This is a genomic window from Winslowiella sp. 2C04 (assembly GCF_050037805.1).
Lineage (GTDB): Bacteria > Pseudomonadota > Gammaproteobacteria > Enterobacterales > Enterobacteriaceae > Erwinia > Erwinia toletana_A.
The window spans coordinates 65565-83338 of sequence record NZ_CP188300.1 but is presented as its reverse complement, the minus strand read 5'-3'; the positions used below and the strand labels follow the sequence as shown (position 1 = coordinate 83338).

Genomic DNA, 17774 nt, shown 5'->3' with positions numbered 1-17774 from the left:
TATCCTCGAAGTGTACCAGAGTAAGGGTAGCCAGGCACGCTGCCCCGGCGTTTATTCATTGATACGGCGCAGCATCTCACTCATCGGTGGCGCGGAGGATTCCTGCTGTTCGTCGTCCGGTTCATCGGCATCATTTTCCGCCGATTCCGGTAAAGCCTGCTCGGCCAGTCGCGGATTTATTGGCCGTTTTACTTCTACTCCCAACTGACGAAAGCTTTCACTCTGGGCAATCAGATTACCGCGCCCTTCCGCCAGCTTTTTCATCGCCGAACGATAGCTATCCTGCGCCTTATCCAGGTTCTGCCCGATGCTGGTCATATCATCGACAAACAGCCGCATTTTGTCATACAGCCGCGCGGCGCGGTCGGCGATACGCTGCGCATTGCGGCTCTGATGTTCGTACCGCCAGAGATTATTGATGGTGCGCAGCGCCACCAGCAGCGTGGTCGGGCTGACCAGCATAATATTTTGCTTCAGCGCCTCGCTAATCAGCTCTGGCTGACGGTCAATCGCCAGCAGAAAGGCGGGCTCTATCGGGATAAACATCAACACATAATCCAGCGAGCGTAAACCAGGCAATTGTTGATAATCTTTTCGGCTTAACAAGCGCAGGTGCGAACGAATCGCGGCGATATGCTCGCCAATCGCCTGTTCACGCGTCACTTCATCTTCGCCGTTAAAGTAACGTTCGTAAGCCACCAGCGTCATTTTGGCATCAATCACCACATCTTTACCCTGCGGTAAACGCACGATGACGTCAGGCTGCATCCGGCTGTTCTGATCGACCTGCACATTGACCTGGGTCTGGTATTCATAGCCTTCGCGCAGCCCGGAAGCTTCCAGCACCCGGCTCAGCACCACCTCCCCCCAGTTGCCCTGCGTTTTATTGTCGCCTTTTAATGCTTTGGTCAGGTTGATTGCTTCCTGCGCCATTTGCGCATTCAGTTGTTGCAGGTTGCGGATCTCATGGGAAAGCGTGTGACGTTCGCGGGCCTCCTGGCCAAAACTTTCCTGTACCTGACGACGAAAACCATCAAGCTGCTCGCGCAACGGCGTAATCAGCCCGTTGAGACTCTGACGGTTTTGCTCGTCGACCCGGCGGCCGCTGTTTTCAAAGATGCGATTGGCCAGATTTTCAAACTGTGCGGTCAGCCGCTGCTCGCTGTTGGTCAGCAACCGCTGTTTTTCTTCGGCCGCCATGCGCGTCTCTTCCAGACGGATAGTCACTTCGCGCAGTTCTGCTTCCTGAGCGCTGTTGATTTCCAGCTGGTTACGCAGCTCACGACTCAACTGCTCGCTTTCGCTACGCCAGTGATCAAAGTGATGCTGTTTTTCCTGCGCGGCGGCCAGCGCGCCATGCAGCTGCCGCAGCTCTTTTTCAATCAGCTGCTGTTCCTGCTGCTGCGACTGTATTTGCTGTTGCAGGCGTTGCTGCTCATGCTGCGACTGTTGTAACGACTGCGCTAATAACCGGCGCTCGGTTTCCTGACTGGCCTGCTGCTGACTATAACGAAACCAGGCAATAATCCAGCCCACCAGCAAACCTGCCAGCCCCAGACACACGCCAAAAAGATATTGATTGTCCACTGCTCCTCCTGCACACCGCGTCGAACAGTGAAAAGGTAGAGGCGCACTGTATGAATGTCCAGATAAAAAGCAGGGGGAGATGAAGTGCGGTGCTGACAGGCAATTCGGGCGGCGGGAATGCCACCCGACGTTCGGGGGATCAATTACAGCAGACGACGCGCCGCTTCAACGACGATTTTTACCGCATCGCTTTCAGTTTGCTTCATGGTAACCGCATCCGGAATCTCTTTCTGCGTGCGGTTAACAATCACGCCGGCAACCATACCGGCACGCAGGCCCTGACTGGCACACATGGTCAGCAGAGTGGCGGATTCCATCTCATAGTTAAGTACGCCCATTTGCTGCCACTCTTCCATCGAACCCTGGTAGCGGCTGACAACGCGACCAGAGAAAGTATCGTAACGCTCCTGGCCCGGATAGAAGGTGTCAGATGACGCAGTAATACCGATATGAGTAGTGGCACCTGCCGCTTTCGCCGCTTCAACCAGTGCAGTAGTACAGGTGAAATCGGCCACCGCCGGAAACTCCATTGGCGCGAAATGCAGACTGGCACCGTCAAGACGCACTGAACCGGTCGTCACCAGCACATCACCAACATTGATGCCAGGCTGAATCGCTCCGGTGGTGCCGACACGCAGGAAAGTGCGCACGCCCAGCTGCGCCAGCTCTTCAACCGCAATAGACGTTGACGGTCCACCAATACCCGTTGAGCAGACCACCACCGGCTTGCCATCCAGCTCGGCGCGGTAGCTGGTAAATTCACGGTGTGAGGCCAGATGGACAGGATTATCCATCAGTGCCGCAATTTTTTTCACCCGCTCAGGGTCGCCAGGCACAATCGCCAGCGTCGCGCCTTGCAGGTCGGCTTTAGTGATACCAAGGTGAAAAACGTCAGACTGGGCCATAACAGACTCCTGAATAAAAAAGTTGGGTACGCTAATGCGCTACTGTAATCCACTGCCCGGCAAAATTATGTGATTTAACTCACCGATGAAAATGAAAATTACATTTAAATACATGAGCATCGTGATTAACCTCACATAAATTCACTCTGTGAGGCTATTTAGTCACATCCGACCCTGCGCTTGATGCCTGCTGAGTGTTAAAGATGAGTGTAAATAGCCACGGTGTAATCCTGGCTATAGTTACCTGATTGCGCTAATGCTTGCATGGAGAGGACGATGAAAACCGAAGATAACATGGCTCAAAAGCCAGGCAATAGTGGCTTCGCTCCTGCGGTTTCGCCTACCGCATCGACCACCATTATTACCGACTCTACTGATATTCTGTCTGGTGAAACCTCAATACCGACGCAGGGCGAAAATATGCCCGCCTTTCACGCCAGGCCAAAAAATGCCACCGCCGCTCTGCCGGTGATTATGGTGGTGCAGGAAATTTTTGGCGTGCATGAGCATATTCGTGATGTCTGTCGCCGGCTGGCAGCAGAAGGTTACCTGGCTGTCGCGCCTGAACTCTATTTCCGCCAGGGCGATGCTGCCGACTATGACGATATCCCCACTTTAATTACCGAGCTGGTCAGTAAAGTCCCGGATGCGCAGGTGCTGGCCGATCTCGATCACGTTGCCAACTGGGCATCACGTCACGGCGGTGATATGCGCAATACTGCCATAACCGGATTCTGCTGGGGTGGCCGCATCAGCTGGCTTTATGCCGCGCATAATCCACAGCTCAAAGCGGCGGTAGCCTGGTATGGCAAGCTGGTCGGTGACAAATCGATAAAACAGCCGAAATATCCTGTCGATATTGCGGTTGATCTTAACGCGCCGGTGCTGGGTTTATACGGTGGCCTGGATGACAGCATTCCGCAGGAGAGCATCGAGGTGATGCGTCAGGCACTGCGCGCCGCGAACGCCGATGCCGAGATCGTGGTATATCCCGATGCCGGACACGCGTTTAATGCCGATTACCGCGACAGTTATCACCAGGAGTCGGCGCAGGATGGCTGGCAACGCATGCTCGCCTGGTTTAAACGCTATGGCGTTGCACCTGCTGCGTAAGCATAAAAAGGGGGCGCCGTGCGCCCCAACCACTTCAACACAACAACACAGTAAACTCAGATGGTAGCGTTACGCAGGTTCTGCGCCGCCTTTACCATGTTCGCCAGCGCCTGACGTGTTTCAGCCCAGCCGCGCGTTTTCAGGCCGCAGTCAGGGTTTACCCACAGGCGCTCAACCGGAACACGCTTCGCCGCTTTCAGCAGCAGCGCTTCCATCCACTCAACGCTGGGTACGTTTGGCGAGTGAATGTCATACACGCCCGGGCCGATTTCGTTCGGATACTCGAACTGCTCAAACGACTCCAGCAACTCCATATCTGAACGCGAGGTTTCAATGGTAATCACGTCAGCATCGAGCGCCGCGATGGAGTCCATAATGTCGTTGAATTCGCAGTAACACATATGGGTGTGAATCTGGGTATCGTCCTGTGCCACCGCAGCATTCAGGCGGAAGGCATCCACTGCCCACTCCAGGTAAGCTGCCCAGTCAGACTGATGCAGCGGCAAACCTTCACGCAGGGCAGGTTCATCAATCTGGATAATGCCGATGCCGGCTTTTTCCAGATCTTCCACTTCATCGCGCAGCGCCAGCGCAATCTGCTTAGCGATGGTTTCACGTGACACATCTTCACGCGGGAATGACCAGCAAAGAATCGTCACCGGGCCGGTCAGCATGCCTTTTACTGGCTTGTCGGTCAGCGACTGAGCATATTTCGCCCACTCAACGGTAATTGCTGCCGGACGGCTGACGTCACCAATAATTACCGGTGGCTTTACGCAGCGTGAACCGTAGCTCTGTACCCAGCCATTCTGCGTAAACACGAAGCCATCAAGATGTTCACCAAAGTATTCCACCATGTCATTGCGCTCGGCTTCACCGTGTACCAGCACGTCCAGCCCCAGACGTTCCTGCTCAACAATCGCCTGCTTTATATGTTCAGAGATACCGGTGCGATAGTTTTTACTGTCCAGTCGGCCCTGCTTAAAGTCGAGACGCAGGCCGCGAATCTCGGTGGTTTGCGGAAATGAGCCGATGGTGGTGGTCGGCCATGCTGGCAGGTTAAAGCGATGACGCTGTGCTTCGGCACGCGCCGGATAGCTGCTGTCGCGCTGGCTATCTTTTGCGGTGATGGCCACCAGACGCTGACCAACAGCGTCATTGTGCACGCGGGTTGAATGACGACGGGCACGAATCGGTGCGCTCCATGCTTCCAGTGAAGCGGCATCGTTGTTATTCAGCGCACGGGTCAACAGTGACAGCTCGCTACACTTTTGTAGTGCGAAGGAGAACCAACTTTTCACTTCTTCATCAAGGCGAGTTTCAACACTCAGGTCGATAGGACTATGCAGCAGAGAGCAGGAAGAGCCGATCCACAGCTGTTTACGCTGGCCCACCAGCGGCTGCAACCGCTCAAACCAACTGCTCAGATCGGCACGCCAGACGTTACGGCCGTTAATGACGCCAACAGAAAGCAGCCAGTCAACCGGCAATTTGCTGTTCAGTAGCGCCACATCGTCTTTACCGTGAACCAGATCGACATGCAGCCCGTTTACCGGCAGTTGGCGAATAGTTGTCAGGTTCTGGCTGATGCTGTCGAAATAGGTGGTCAGCAGCAGTTTAGTCTGGCCGTGCAGCGCATCGTAGGCCGGTTTAAAGGCATTGAGCCACTCGTCCGGCAGTTCGAGCACCAGCGCCGGCTCGTCTATCTGCACCCATTCAATATCACGTTTTGCCAGTTCAGCCAGTACCTGCTGGTACACCGGCAGAATGTCTTTCAGCAGGCTCAGGCGGTCAAACTGCTCGCCTTTCACTTTTCCCAGCCACAGGTAAGTGACCGGGCCAAGCAGTACTGGTTTGACTTTATGCCCCAGCGCCAGCGCTTCATCGACTTCATCCAGCAACTGAGTCCAGGTCAGTTTGAACTGCTGCCCTTTAACAAACTCAGGCACCATGTAGTGATAGTTGGTGTTAAACCACTTCGTCATTTCAGCCGCAGCAGCCGGCTCACCGCCTGGCGCACGTCCACGACCCAGGCGAAACAGAGTGTCGAGATCGACAGAGCCGTCTTTGTTCTGATGGCGAGCCGGTACGTTACCCAGCAGCAGGCTGGTGGTCAGTACGTGATCGTACCAGGCAAAATCGCCAACCGGCAGCAGGTCTACACCGGCATCTTTCTGTTGCTGCCAGTGACGAGCGCGCAGCTCGCTACCCACAGCCAGTAATTCTTGCTGGGTGCTGTTGCCTGCCCAGTAGCTTTCCTGCGCTTTTTTCAGTTCGCGACGCAGACCGACGCGTGGAAATCCGAGTGTGTGATTCAGAATAGTCATGTCTTTGCCCCTCGTTTAAATGCGTTCCGGCGTCGTCGCCAGAGAAGTTTAGCCGTCCAGATGTTTACACCGCTATAATGTGCAGGTACTGTATTCATCACAAGCGCAAATTGTTCATTATCGATGTGAAGGACTCTCATGATCGAACTCAAACACCTACGGACGCTGCAGGCCTTAAGGAATACTGGCTCACTGGCCGCCGCCGCTGCACAGTTGCATCAAACGCAATCGGCGTTATCACACCAGTTCAGCGATCTGGAGCAGCGCCTCGGCTTTCGCCTGTTCGTACGTAAAAGCCAGCCACTGCGCTTTACCCCGCAGGGTGAGATTCTTTTGCAGCTGGCAGAACAGGTATTGCCACAAATTCAGCAGGCGTTGCAGGCATGCCATGAGCCGCGTCAGACCACGCTGCGTATCGCAATTGAGTGTCACAGCTGCATTCAGTGGCTGACTCCGGCACTGGACAATTTCCGTCAGAGCTGGCCGCAAGTGGCGATGGACTTTAAATCGGGCGTAACATTTGATCCGCAACCGGCGCTGCAGCAAGGCGAACTGGACGTGGTGCTGACCTCAGATATTTTGCCGCGCAGTGGCCTGCACTATTCACCGATGTTTGATTTCGAAGTCAGGCTGATACTGGCTCCCGACCATCCGCTGGCGCAGAATGAGACAATTTCACCTGAAGATCTCGCCAGCGAAGTGCTGATGATCTACCCGGTACAGCGTCAGCGTCTGGATATCTGGCGTCACTTCCTGCAACCAGCGGGGGTCAGCCCGGCACTGAAAAACGTCGATAATACTTTGCTGTTGATTCAGATGGTTGCTGCACGGATGGGCATTGCTGCGCTGCCACACTGGGTGGTGGAAAGCTTTGAACATCAGGGGCTGGTTGTCACTAAACCTCTGGGTGACGGCTTGTGGAGCCGCCTTTATGCCGCCGTGCGCGATGGAGAACAGCGTCAGCCAGTAGTGGAAGCATTTATCCGCTCCGCACGCCAGCACGCCTGCGATCATCTGCCGTTTGTTCGTGACGCATCGCGTCCCGGCACGGCATTACCGCTGACGGTCAGCCAGTCCTGATGCAACTTCAGGGGCGAAGTGTATAATGCGGCGCAATGCATTCCTTAACCTGAAGAGATTTCAATATGACCAATAACGATGTGTTACGCAGCGTGCGCTACATGCTGGAAATGAGTGACGCTAAAATGGTCAGTACGCTGGCACTGGCGGAGAGTGAAGTCTCTGTCGAAGAGATGCAGGCTTTCCTGAAAAAGGATGATGAAGCGGGCTTTCGTCCGGTTCCGGACGTGCTGATGGGCTATTTCCTGAACGGATTGATTTTCTCTCTGCGCGGCAAGAGCGAAGAAGCGCCGGTGCCCTCCATCGAACGCAAAATGACGAACAACATTATCCTGAAAAAGCTGCGCGTGGCGTTTAATCTGAAAACCACCGACATCACCGAAATTCTGCAGCTGGCTGACTTTGCCGTATCTCAGGCAGAAATCGGCGCGATCTTCCGTAAACCAGGGCATAAAAACTACCGCGAATGCGGCGACCAGATTTTAAGAAACTTTTTGAAAGGACTGACTAAAAAAATCCGTCCTGCAACGCCTGCCGCGAAAGCCTGACCGCGAGCAGAGTGCCGGAGCGGTTTACCCGCTCCGGTTCCGCTTATCCCTTCACGCCTTTACCCACTATCCAGCGTTTATGTACCCACAGTGAAGCGCAGATCACCGTCGCGCCAATCAGGAAGCTCGGCCAGTGCGGCTGCTGCTGCCAGATGGCGAGGTTAACCAGTAATCCGGCCGGGACATGCATATTGTTCATAATGCCCAGCGTGCCCGCATCTACCTGGGTTGCGCCGTAATTCCACATAAAGTAGCCCAGTCCTGATGCCGCAATGCCCAGCCATACCAGAATGCCCCACTGTAGCGAAGTGGTCGGCAGTTTATTCGGATTACCCCACAGGAACCAGGCGACAATCGCCACGCTGACGGCCCCAATATAGAACCACGAGAACGCCGTATGCTGCGGCATCGGACGCGTCTCTTGCAGGCGCTTGTAGCCAACCATACCGATGGCAAAACAGAGATTCGCCAGCTGCACCAACAGCAATCCAAACCAGAAATGGTCACTGACTTTGTCGTAACGAATAATCGCGGCTCCCGCCACTGCCAGCAGCGCACTCAGCGCATAGCCAGGGCGCACGCCACGCCCGCTGATTAAATCGTAAATCAGCGTGACATACAGCGGCGTCATCACGGTAAACAGCAGGAATTCTGAAACGCTGAGATAGAGATAGGCCTGGAAGCTAATCAGATACATGATGCCCAGCTGCAACATACCCACCGCCATATACAGCAGCAGCGTCGACAGCTGATAACCACGCCAGCGCAGAAATGGCAGAAATACCACCGCCGCCAATACCAGCCGCATCAGCACCGAAAACCAGCTATCAACCTGCCCCGCGAGATACTCACCGATCAGACTGAAAGAAAATGCCCAAAGAATGGTGGTGATAATCAGTAATGCCACAGTAATCACTCATCAGAAAAAAGAGGCGTTATTGTAACGAATTGCTGTCAGGGCGAATCAAGTTTCTGGTTGACGAGTGAACAAATAAACACCAGTCATAATGTTGCATCAGGAAAGCAAACGCTCATCAAACGAAACCGAAAAGTCTGAGACGCAGTTGACCAGAAAGGTGATTGATCATGCCTAAAAGCGTCAGAAAGTTGGCTAATTTGTGACACAACAAGCCGCGACTGTAATAAAACTGCAACATTTGTGTGCTTACTCACAGTCATTAACCATATCAGCCACTATGCTATGCGCGAAATGGAACATTTCCATCTGCGTATCCGCGCAGCGCTTCCGTTAACAATCACTAAAAATGCGCCATCGGAGCTTTTATGTTAAGTATTTTTAAACCTGCGCCACACCAGACCCGCGTCGCAGACCATCATGTAGATCCACTCTATCGCCGCCTGCGTTGGCAGATTTTCTTCGGCATCTTCTTCGGTTATGCCGCCTACTATCTGGTGCGCAAAAACTTCGCACTGGCCATGCCTTATTTGATTGAACAGGGCTTCTCACGCGGTGATTTAGGTTTTGCCCTGTCCGGTATTTCCATCGCCTATGGCTTCTCAAAATTTATCATGGGCTCGGTTTCGGATCGTTCCAACCCACGCGTGTTCCTGCCTGCCGGTCTGATTCTGGCGGCCTGCGTCATGCTGATTATGGGCTTTGTCCCTTGGGCAACCTCCAGCATTATGATCATGTTTGTGCTGCTGTTTATCTGCGGCTGGTTCCAGGGTATGGGCTGGCCGCCATGCGGCCGCACTATGGTTCACTGGTGGTCGCAGAAAGAACGCGGCGGCATCGTCTCAGTATGGAACTGCGCGCATAACGTCGGTGGCGGGATCCCACCTCTGCTGTTCCTGCTGGGTATGGCGTGGTTTAACGACTGGAAAGCGGCGCTGTATATGCCTGCATTTGGCGCGATCTTGATTGCGATTATCGCTTTTGCACTGATGCGTGATACTCCGCAATCCTGCGGATTACCGCCGATTGAAGAGTATAAAAACGACTATCCACCGGATTACACTGACAAGCATGAAGAAGAGCTGACTGCCAAACAGATCTTTATGCAGTACATTTTGCCGAACAAACTGCTGTGGTATATCGCGCTGGCTAACGTCTTCGTTTATCTGCTGCGCTACGGCATTCTCGACTGGTCCCCGACCTATCTGAAAGAGGTGAAACACTTCTCGTTGGATAAGTCCTCATGGGCCTACTTCCTGTACGAATATGCCGGTATTCCGGGAACGCTGCTGTGCGGCTGGATGTCGGATAAAGTGTTTAAAGGCAATCGCGGCGCTACCGGGGTGTTCTTTATGACGCTGGTGACCATCGCCACCATCATTTACTGGATGAATCCGGCGGGAAATCCCGGTGTGGATATGGCCTGCATGATTGTTATCGGCTTCCTGATTTATGGTCCGGTGATGCTAATTGGTCTGCATGCGCTGGAACTGGCACCGAAAAAGGCCGCCGGCACCGCCGCAGGCTTTACCGGGCTGTTCGGTTATCTCGGCGGATCGGTCGCGGCCAGCGCCATCGTCGGTTATACCGTTGACTATTTCGGCTGGAACGGTGGCTTTATTATTATGGTCGGCGGATGCGTGCTGGCGGTGATTCTGCTGCTGCTGACCATGTTAAGTGAAAATAAGCATAAACAGCAGATGAACCAGGCCAGCTAAAAATGGTTGCAGATAGCGAGGCAGACAATCTGTATCGCTAAGCCCCAAAATACCTGCTGCAGCGGCTAAAACACAAATGCTTCCGCAGTATTTACGAAAAGATGCCCACAGAGGCTCCAGGCGTGCAGTCAGGTATAAGAAAGGTAATCAGGCGATTGTATGAAACAGACTAAAACACTACTGGCAAGACTTATTGACGATAAACCCGGTATTTCACGCGAGCGCGGCGGTTTATTTAAAAAGGGATGATGATTTAGTAATAAAAAAAATTAATGTGCATTACAGACACATTTAGTGGTTTTCACACAATTTAATACGAGAACTTAGCGCAAATAATAATTTGCGCTAAGTATTAAAGACCATTAAGAATAGGTGTTTAATGAAATCATTGATAAGAATAGGTTATTCCTATCAGTGATTTAACTGAGCCAGTTTTTAATGGTTCCGATGACTTCCGAACGTAACTAAATCCCAGAGTATGAGACATTGAATTCATACCCTGAGTTCCAGCGACACCAATAAAATATTTCTGCTGCCCTGGAATACCTGGAGCGGAGCCTTCAGGACCGAATTGAATTCGTGTACCCGCTTGTGTAGTAAGTGCATAACCGATACCCGTTGCACTCGAATCAGATGTCAGTGTCGATATCGTAGAATTATTAGTTGGATCATTTAAGTCAACAACTGAATATGAAAGATTAATATTTGGGTCACATTGTAACGAAAAGGTCTGCTGTTTTGTATTGATAAGAGTTGACTCAGTAGCTTGCTCAGCCGTAGAAATGGGAACACCGTCCATGTTTATTATGGCTGATTTTGAATTGGGGGTGCAACCAGTAACAGTACCAAGGATTTGTAAAGTGGCTAAGTTAATATAATTTATTTCTTGTACGACATTTTTTGTATCAACACAGTTATACTGATACATAGTTTGCTCTGGGACTGTCATTGCACCTGTTAATCTTTCGGCACCCTTATACACATAGACTCCATATATCAACCGAATTCCGTTATTTTGTTTTCTAGTAGCATCAGGCATGTTACCTCTCCAAACAACAGCTGCCGTTGGAGGCATACCTGAAAACTCAGCGGGGATATCAGCATTCGCTGATCTTGAACCTCCGTAAGGTGTAACTGTTATTCCCGGACTACCAGTTTCAAATAGATAATTAGTATATGTGCCAGCAGCCCAAACACGTTTGGTACCTGTATACGGTAATCGAGGAACATAATCAACTCTTGCTAAATCATAGCCGACTGTCCAACTATTACACATAGAATAAGCAGAACTTCCGCTCGAAGAAATTAAGTTAGCAAAACTCATTCTATCCGCCGGGCCTGTAACATCAATCTGGTTACCAGAAGATGGACTAACTCTAAAGGTATTTTCGACCACAGCAAATGCCTGTGACATTTGTAAAGAAATGACCAGACTAGAAATCAATATATTTTTCTTCATGCCAATCATGATTAGCCTATTTATTTTTAAACAATTTAAATGTTTTTATAACTGAGTCGTCACCATCATGTACATTAATCCATAGCTTACAAACTAATTTTGGATTGCAGTCTTTGACTGGTAATACTTCGTTATAGCTCAATATTTTTCTGCGAGATTTATTAAAATATTCATCCGTTGAAAATGACAAATCGAAAATAGTTCCAGAACGATTTTTCAACCAATAATTTCCCTTCTCGTCAGAAGTTAATTCTATTTTTTTAAAATCTTCATCTTGATATTTTCCATGTCTGTATATAAGTTTAAAATGTGATCTCACAGCTAAAGACACTGTATTATCATTAACATTTTTCTCCGACCTTGGTATGGCAGTGATTACCAAATCAAACAGTTGATCGATATCCTGTTTGTTTATTTCATTAGGAATAATAGTTATTAAATTGCTTTCATTAGTCGGAAGTAAAAATAATGGGGGTGATATAATGAAAGCATCACTATTTATTGATGTCTTTATTAGGTAATCGCTTTCACCATCATTAATAATCTTAACATTTAATGCTTTTGTATCATTATTGAATATAAAACGTGTCCCAACAACTGACGGACCAGCCACGCAGATATCAGGCAGCAACAGAATAGCCAACGTACATAATATATATTTAATCATAAGTGATATCGAAGTAAGCAATAGCGACAACTTTTCCGGGAGTAAAATCATTACTTGTCTTTACATATGCGGCTGAAAAATTGAAAACATTATTATTATTCACTTTATCGATCGGATAGTCACCATTGTTACTTGTGATATTGAGGTTGTTTTTTTTGCTATCGTATAACCCTATAGCAATACCTTTAGCATCCATATCTGAACCACTTGTTATTTTTAAAAGATTTGGTATAAGAGGATCACTTTCAGCTGAGAATTTTACATGTGCGGTTTTAATACTCTCTGGACAATTATCAAGACTAATAGAAAAAGGAGTGTCACCAAAGGGCACGCCAATGTCTTGCCCCCGTAGATTTCCAGAATTCATATTAACAACGAAGTCGGTTGAATTGCTTGAAATTGTACAGGTACTGTCCAATACCTTTGCAGTTATATTTATTTTTACTTGCTCTGCGTGTAAATTTAAAGAAAAAATGTGTAAAGCAATAAATAAAATAAATTTATTCATAATACATGTCCAGATAGAGTAATGATGAAGCGTCACCAGGACTGATTTTTGCACTTGTAGATTTATATCTTAAGAAAAATTTAAAGTCATAAGTTGATGATGTTATAACTTGATTAAATGATTGCTTTTCATTCAGTGGCAAAGCCTTTTTATTCATATCAAGAATCTCAATTGCAAGTCCACTTGCTAAATTCCCTGATGAACCTTCTGAAGTTCCTGTAATTTTGAGTAAGTTTGGGTTAGATTCATCAGCATTACCAGAAAACATGTATGACATTTGATTTACATTTCCGGTACAATTTTCTAATGCGATACTCACTTCCTTAGGATCTCCCGTCGCACCCACAGTGGTAAAACTTGACGGGTTGATATCATCAAAAATAACGTTCTTTGTAAGATCACTACTTTTTACATTACAACTTTGTGCTAAAAGAGCGCCATTTATTTGAACCTGCACATCTACTGCATAAGCTGATGAATAAAATCCGCTAATAATCAGAAGTAAGTAGTTGATTTTCATTTTCACTCCAGAAATTACGAGCAGTTGACATTTATTTTATTAACGACATCGAGTTTAAGATTATCATCGTAATTTATTGAAAATTGGCAACTTGTATTGTAATCCCAATTAACTGTATAATTTGAATTATTTTTAACGCCGGTTAAATATACTGTACCATCATCATTCGCAATTGAAACAGAATTGTCAGCATTATTATTAACTAAAGATCCAAACCTGATAGGTTTGTCTTTGTATTTAACAGCGACTAAAAAGTTATAGCCTTTTCTGACGTCGAAAATCACTTTGCTGATCGCTCCTCTGGTAGGTGATATCTTAAGTACCTTATTATCAATATCATACCCATTACCAAATGTCGTCGGATCAAGCTCAACATCATTATAGTGATAAGGAGTTGCATAAGGTATTAATGCATAACCACTATTATTGATAACGATGTTTTCGCCAGATCTGTTGATCCTGGCACCCGCTGCACCAAGAGCTTCTATCAAAATAGCAGTGTCGTTTGCCTCTCGTGTAAAAACAACACCATCCTTATGAAATAAAATGCCTCCGCTAGCACCGTAATCAAACTCTTTAGTTTTTGCAGTATACGAAGTGCCTGCATGAAGATTAATCGAGCTAGCTCTGTAGTTTGCATTTACATTAGTAGTGTTATTATCTGAATCCTTATTTACTGATTGGTAAACATTATAATCCAGCTTGTTATCCAGCACGTTTCCATAAACACTCGTAATGTTGTTATAACCCGAATCATTATAACTTGTACTATTCGACAAGTACATTGGGCTGCTATTTGTTCCGTTCGTCAATGGCATACTTAGAGATAGATAAAATGCATCATCTGTAGTTCCACTGAATGTATTTTTATTGTAACTTGCTGATACTGTTACATTATTTCTAAAGCTCTTATTCCAGCCAAATTGCATATTTTTAGATTTTGTTTCAGTGCCCCAATAGGAAATTATGCTTCCCCAAACATACAATTGACCAAAATCATTAATGTTTTGTGATAAGTTTAACTGAAAACTATCTTTTCTTTTTCCATTATAATTTGAATATATTCCATTATTCTGTAAACTACTTTTATTGCTCGCCTCGCTCAGACTATAATAGTCTGATGTCGAATATCGATAACCAGTTAACTGAATGTTAGTACCCATATCAGGAAATGATTTAGAATATAAAATCCTGTAAGATTGACCAGATAATTTATTATTATCAATTTCGGACTTAGCATGAAGAGCATCAATTGAAACTGCACCTAAGTAGCCGAAATCTTTACCAATACCTAAACCAGTAGACATGTATTTATTAGATATTTGTGTCCCAAGAAAAACCGTCGCTTCAAGGGGAATGCCTACAGCAACTGTACTTTGAAAAAAATTATTATTCTTTGTTGCACTTGAATCAAGTTGACCTAATGTTGCAGAGTAATTAAAGTTACCACTGCGAAGTAAATTAGGAAGTGAAGAATAAGGTACTGTGTACTTCTTAACTACACCATCCGAAGAAGTCAACTCTACTTCATAGTCACCACTGGTTCCTACCGAATTTAAATTATTAATATCAAAAGGGCCCGGATTGACATATGTTTGATAAATAATATTATTATTTTGTCTTATCGTAAGTTTCGATCTTGAGTCGGCAATTCCTCTGATTGCAGGACTGTATCCCCTTTCACTATCAGGCAACATTTCATCAGAAGTCCCTAATGTGACACCAACATACTGATTTGAATCAAATAAATTAGATCCCAGCGTGTTTTGACCAATCACCAGGTTACTTTTGATAGCATTGATGTTTCTTGTTAAGTAAATATTATTTGTAGTCAACTCATGATTGACTTTTCCACCAGATTTACTTTCACTAAGATAAACATTGGAATTAAATCTCCATGGGCCAAAGTTAGCTCTATTATTGAGATTAGTATAAAATGATGAGTAGTCCCCATACCCTTTATTTGTAGAGGATGAACCATTCATATTATAATTCATAAGAAAAAATGGAATACCATCATCCCAGTCATCTTCACTAGCTAGAGTCGATCTTACAGAATCCAAATAAATTTGCGGGATTGATAATTTTAGAATTAATTTAGACACATCAACTTCGTAATCAAAATCATTGATATATTTCTTGACGTCAATACATTTATCCGTTTGATCCGATGCGAAATCAAACTTCTTTTTAGCTGACGCATTCAATGGAATAGACTCAATGATATCCTTTGTAAAACATGCTTCAACTTTATTTGTATCGCTGCTTTTTTTAAAAGTAATTCTTACATTTTTGATGAAATCATCATCAATATAAAGATAAAGAATATAATCGCCAGGAGGTAAGGCGTTTCCTTGTCCCAAATAAGATAAATTATCAAGTGATGCAACATCTTTACCTAAAAACATAGGGTTGAAATAATCCTGCGAATATGAAGCATTCACATTACTGCAAAGCATAACGAAAAAAATTTTTTTTATTATCCGCATTACAACCCCATCTACAATCTATAGTTTACAAAATCCATCTTTCATCTGGACACCATAGTCATTAATAAAACTATATGACAAACTGGGCCCTTTAAACTTAGTGTTTAAATTAACTGATGATTTGGGTGATATTGTCTCAGCATTAGAGATCTCCCTTCCATTTACTTTTAAGGAAACTAAGTTCATATAGAATGGTGTTGGATTATCAATTTTTATTTGACCATTTGAGTAACTGCAACTCAATTTTTCATATGACAATAAAGAGTTTTCTTTTATGGATTCTGGCCTTATGAATAACTTAATTTTTGTCGTTGTAGATATCAAGAGTGCGTTGTCTATTTTTTGCTCTCCCTCGGTTAGCGATGGGATAACTTTTGAATTTAGAAAAAATAATTTTTCTCTATCTTTTGGTAAATCCTTTTTATCTCCAGTGTAAACGACCCTTAATACATTTTCGCTTTTTGCTTTAATAACAAAAAGAGGTGGTGTAATGATGAAATCACTAACCTTAATGTCGTTCTGATCTGAAATCCATGATTGTACGAGGTAGTTACTTTTATCATCACTATTATAAATTTTAAGAGTTGCCTGATCCTTTTCTGTAGGATAAATCAACCGTGTTGCTCCAAGTGCAACACCGCCAGCATATACCTGCTGACAATATAAAATACAAAATACAAAATACAAAACTCTCTTGCACATAATAAAAAGTCATCCTAAAAATGATTGGTCTATCAAGACCAATCATTGAAAATGATAAAAATATTAGTTATACGTCAAGTTAAAATTAGCAACAGATTGAACTTTACCTGCAGTAACTACAGCAGCTGTTGATATATAATCTACAGACAATGGAATAGTTGTCGTTTCAGTTAAATTAACTTTAGAACTCAACGCACCGATGTCCAAAGCGGAGCCGTCAGGACCAAATAGCTGTAATCCAACATTTTGTGCAGATCCTGCACCAGCAGTATTTCCAAGTAGATTTGGGCTACCTTCGACTGTTTGCCCATTAAATGAAATTTGAACAGACTCACGAACAGAAGTGTCGCAATCCATCAGGCTAATATCAAATGCCTTCTTTGCATTACCTAATTGATTTGCAGCAGTGAAAGATGCCGCTCTGACGGTGTCTAAAGTTACGATTTTATCAGTTTCATCTCCTGATACAGCACACGCTCCAGCTGTTACTTCCCCATTAAAGGTAACTTTACCGCCATTAACAGTAAGTGGTGTTGTTGGTGTAACAGGTGCTTCATCTTCTGCAAATGCGGTACCGCATAATAATGATGAAGTAACAATAGACAAAATTGCGATCTTTTTATAATTTTTCATACATATCCTTATTTTATAAAAATTTAAACATTGTTTTTTCTACTAATCTCCAGAGAGATTGGTAAGTCCCACGTATGATTCTTAACAATCTTCCTTAAAATTTTCATACCTCATTTTATTTATCAGTCCAACTTTCCTTTTATTTACTGAAAATATAATGACAATACTTCATTTAATCTTTCACCCTACTCTTTACCTTATCTGGATAGAGGTTGGGAAATTATCTTTTGAACGTAGAAGAATATTCTACGTCCGCTTAAAGTATTGAAGAGGATCGATAAGAGTTTGTGCCCGTCCCTAAAAAATAATTTTTTCGGGACGAATCATTCTCACCAATGGTATTTACCATTCGAGACATGTAACTGACGGGTCTTGATGCAGGGCTTAACTGAATAAGTAACAGCACATAGAGATACTGGAGGTTATTGATTATAGAGACAATTTTCATTAGTTAATCCTTAACTTTACGATCCTAACGACACTTTCAACCGTGCCTGGTTAATTCAATTTGCTTACTCATAATTGTTAACTGGAATCGATTCTAAGGGATGATTTCGGTTGAATCAAGCTTTATGATCGGTGCTGACGATCAATCAAGCACA

15 protein-coding genes and 1 pseudogene are annotated in these 17774 nt (G+C 45.7%); 4 read left to right on the top strand and 12 right to left on the bottom strand.

What is annotated here, in order from left to right; translation table 11 throughout:
- Positions 1-51 precede the first annotated feature (51 nt).
- A complete protein-coding gene (gene rmuC / locus ACP3TC_RS00400) occupies positions 52-1587 on the bottom strand; it encodes a DNA recombination protein RmuC (protein WP_426817306.1) in 1536 nt (511 codons plus the stop codon).
- A 143-nt stretch (positions 1588-1730) separates the two neighbouring features.
- Positions 1731-2492: a uridine phosphorylase gene (udp, locus tag ACP3TC_RS00395; protein WP_313854363.1), complete on the bottom strand. Its 762-nt coding sequence runs from the start codon at positions 2490-2492 to the stop codon at positions 1731-1733.
- Between the two features lie 276 nt (positions 2493-2768).
- Between udp and ACP3TC_RS00390 the strand changes: the two genes are divergently transcribed.
- Positions 2769-3605, top strand: coding sequence for a dienelactone hydrolase family protein (locus ACP3TC_RS00390; RefSeq protein WP_313854365.1), 837 nt, complete (start codon positions 2769-2771; stop codon positions 3603-3605).
- A 56-nt stretch (positions 3606-3661) separates the two neighbouring features.
- Here the strand turns inward: ACP3TC_RS00390 and metE are convergent, their stop codons facing one another.
- The gene (gene metE / locus ACP3TC_RS00385) at positions 3662-5932 is read right to left on the bottom strand and encodes a 5-methyltetrahydropteroyltriglutamate--homocysteine S-methyltransferase (RefSeq protein WP_426817305.1); all 2271 of its coding nucleotides are present in this window, start codon (positions 5930-5932) and stop codon (positions 3662-3664) included.
- A gap of 138 nt (positions 5933-6070) precedes the next feature.
- On the opposite strand from metE, the gene metR reads away from it, so the two are divergent.
- Entirely contained in the window at positions 6071-7012 is a 942-nt protein-coding gene (gene metR / locus ACP3TC_RS00380; protein WP_313854367.1) for an HTH-type transcriptional regulator MetR, read from the top strand.
- A gap of 65 nt (positions 7013-7077) precedes the next feature.
- The gene (locus ACP3TC_RS00375) at positions 7078-7560 is read left to right on the top strand and encodes a DUF1456 family protein (RefSeq protein WP_313854368.1); all 483 of its coding nucleotides are present in this window, start codon (positions 7078-7080) and stop codon (positions 7558-7560) included.
- Positions 7561-7603: 43 nt separating this feature from the next.
- Here ACP3TC_RS00375 and ACP3TC_RS00370 read toward each other — a convergent pair whose 3' ends face one another.
- Complete coding sequence (locus ACP3TC_RS00370; protein ID WP_426817304.1) at positions 7604-8467, bottom strand: carboxylate/amino acid/amine transporter; 864 nt, start codon at positions 8465-8467, stop codon at positions 7604-7606.
- Positions 8468-8844: 377 nt separating this feature from the next.
- On the opposite strand from ACP3TC_RS00370, the gene glpT reads away from it, so the two are divergent.
- Positions 8845-10194, top strand: a complete 1350-nt coding sequence (gene glpT, locus ACP3TC_RS00365; protein ID WP_313854371.1) for a glycerol-3-phosphate transporter — start codon at positions 8845-8847, stop codon at positions 10192-10194.
- Here the strand turns inward: glpT and ACP3TC_RS00360 are convergent.
- From ACP3TC_RS00360 to ACP3TC_RS00325, 8 genes and pseudogenes are all read right to left on the bottom strand, one after another.
- Positions 10150-10326: pseudogene (locus ACP3TC_RS00360) on the bottom strand (dihydrodipicolinate synthase family protein); the annotation flags it as partial. The gene glpT and the pseudogene ACP3TC_RS00360 overlap by 45 nt on opposite strands.
- A gap of 253 nt (positions 10327-10579) precedes the next feature.
- Positions 10580-11653 (bottom strand): fimbrial protein, encoded by a 1074-nt coding sequence (locus ACP3TC_RS00355; protein ID WP_426817303.1) that lies wholly within the window; start codon positions 11651-11653, stop codon positions 10580-10582.
- Between the two features lie 16 nt (positions 11654-11669).
- Positions 11670-12266, bottom strand: coding sequence for a fimbrial biogenesis chaperone (locus ACP3TC_RS00350; RefSeq protein ID WP_426817302.1), 597 nt, complete (start codon positions 12264-12266; stop codon positions 11670-11672).
- Positions 12267-12312: 46 nt separating this feature from the next.
- On the bottom strand, positions 12313-12828 hold the full coding sequence (locus ACP3TC_RS00345; RefSeq protein WP_426817301.1) for a fimbrial protein: 516 nt from the start codon (positions 12826-12828) through the stop codon (positions 12313-12315).
- Complete coding sequence (locus ACP3TC_RS00340; protein ID WP_426817300.1) at positions 12821-13348, bottom strand: fimbrial protein; 528 nt, start codon at positions 13346-13348, stop codon at positions 12821-12823. The genes ACP3TC_RS00345 and ACP3TC_RS00340 overlap by 8 nt, the downstream gene beginning before the upstream one ends.
- Positions 13349-13362: 14 nt before the next feature.
- Positions 13363-15756 (bottom strand): fimbria/pilus outer membrane usher protein, encoded by a 2394-nt coding sequence (locus ACP3TC_RS00335; RefSeq protein WP_426817299.1) that lies wholly within the window; start codon positions 15754-15756, stop codon positions 13363-13365.
- Positions 15757-15855: 99 nt separating this feature from the next.
- A complete protein-coding gene (locus ACP3TC_RS00330; protein WP_426817298.1) occupies positions 15856-16539 on the bottom strand; it encodes a fimbrial biogenesis chaperone in 684 nt (227 codons plus the stop codon).
- A 63-nt stretch (positions 16540-16602) separates the two neighbouring features.
- Positions 16603-17172, bottom strand: a complete 570-nt coding sequence (locus ACP3TC_RS00325) for a fimbrial protein (RefSeq protein ID WP_426817297.1) — start codon at positions 17170-17172, stop codon at positions 16603-16605.
- Positions 17173-17774 lie beyond the last annotated feature (602 nt).

Coding starts and splice junctions, on each gene's coding strand:
- udp (WP_313854363.1), bottom strand. CDS start 2,492: ATGGCCCAGTCTGACGTTTTTCACCTTGGTATCACTAAAGCCGACCTG.
- ACP3TC_RS00390 (WP_313854365.1), top strand. CDS start 2,769: ATGAAAACCGAAGATAACATGGCTCAAAAGCCAGGCAATAGTGGCTTC.
- metE (WP_426817305.1), bottom strand. CDS start 5,932: ATGACTATTCTGAATCACACACTCGGATTTCCACGCGTCGGTCTGCGT.
- metR (WP_313854367.1), top strand. CDS start 6,071: ATGATCGAACTCAAACACCTACGGACGCTGCAGGCCTTAAGGAATACT.
- ACP3TC_RS00375 (WP_313854368.1), top strand. CDS start 7,078: ATGACCAATAACGATGTGTTACGCAGCGTGCGCTACATGCTGGAAATG.
- glpT (WP_313854371.1), top strand. CDS start 8,845: ATGTTAAGTATTTTTAAACCTGCGCCACACCAGACCCGCGTCGCAGAC.
- ACP3TC_RS00355 (WP_426817303.1), bottom strand. CDS start 11,653: ATGAAGAAAAATATATTGATTTCTAGTCTGGTCATTTCTTTACAAATG.
- ACP3TC_RS00345 (WP_426817301.1), bottom strand. CDS start 12,828: ATGAATAAATTTATTTTATTTATTGCTTTACACATTTTTTCTTTAAAT.
- ACP3TC_RS00340 (WP_426817300.1), bottom strand. CDS start 13,348: ATGAAAATCAACTACTTACTTCTGATTATTAGCGGATTTTATTCATCA.
- ACP3TC_RS00335 (WP_426817299.1), bottom strand. CDS start 15,756: ATGTTTTTAGGTAAAGATGTTGCATCACTTGATAATTTATCTTATTTG.
- ACP3TC_RS00330 (WP_426817298.1), bottom strand. CDS start 16,539: ATGTGCAAGAGAGTTTTGTATTTTGTATTTTGTATTTTATATTGTCAG.
- ACP3TC_RS00325 (WP_426817297.1), bottom strand. CDS start 17,172: ATGAAAAATTATAAAAAGATCGCAATTTTGTCTATTGTTACTTCATCA.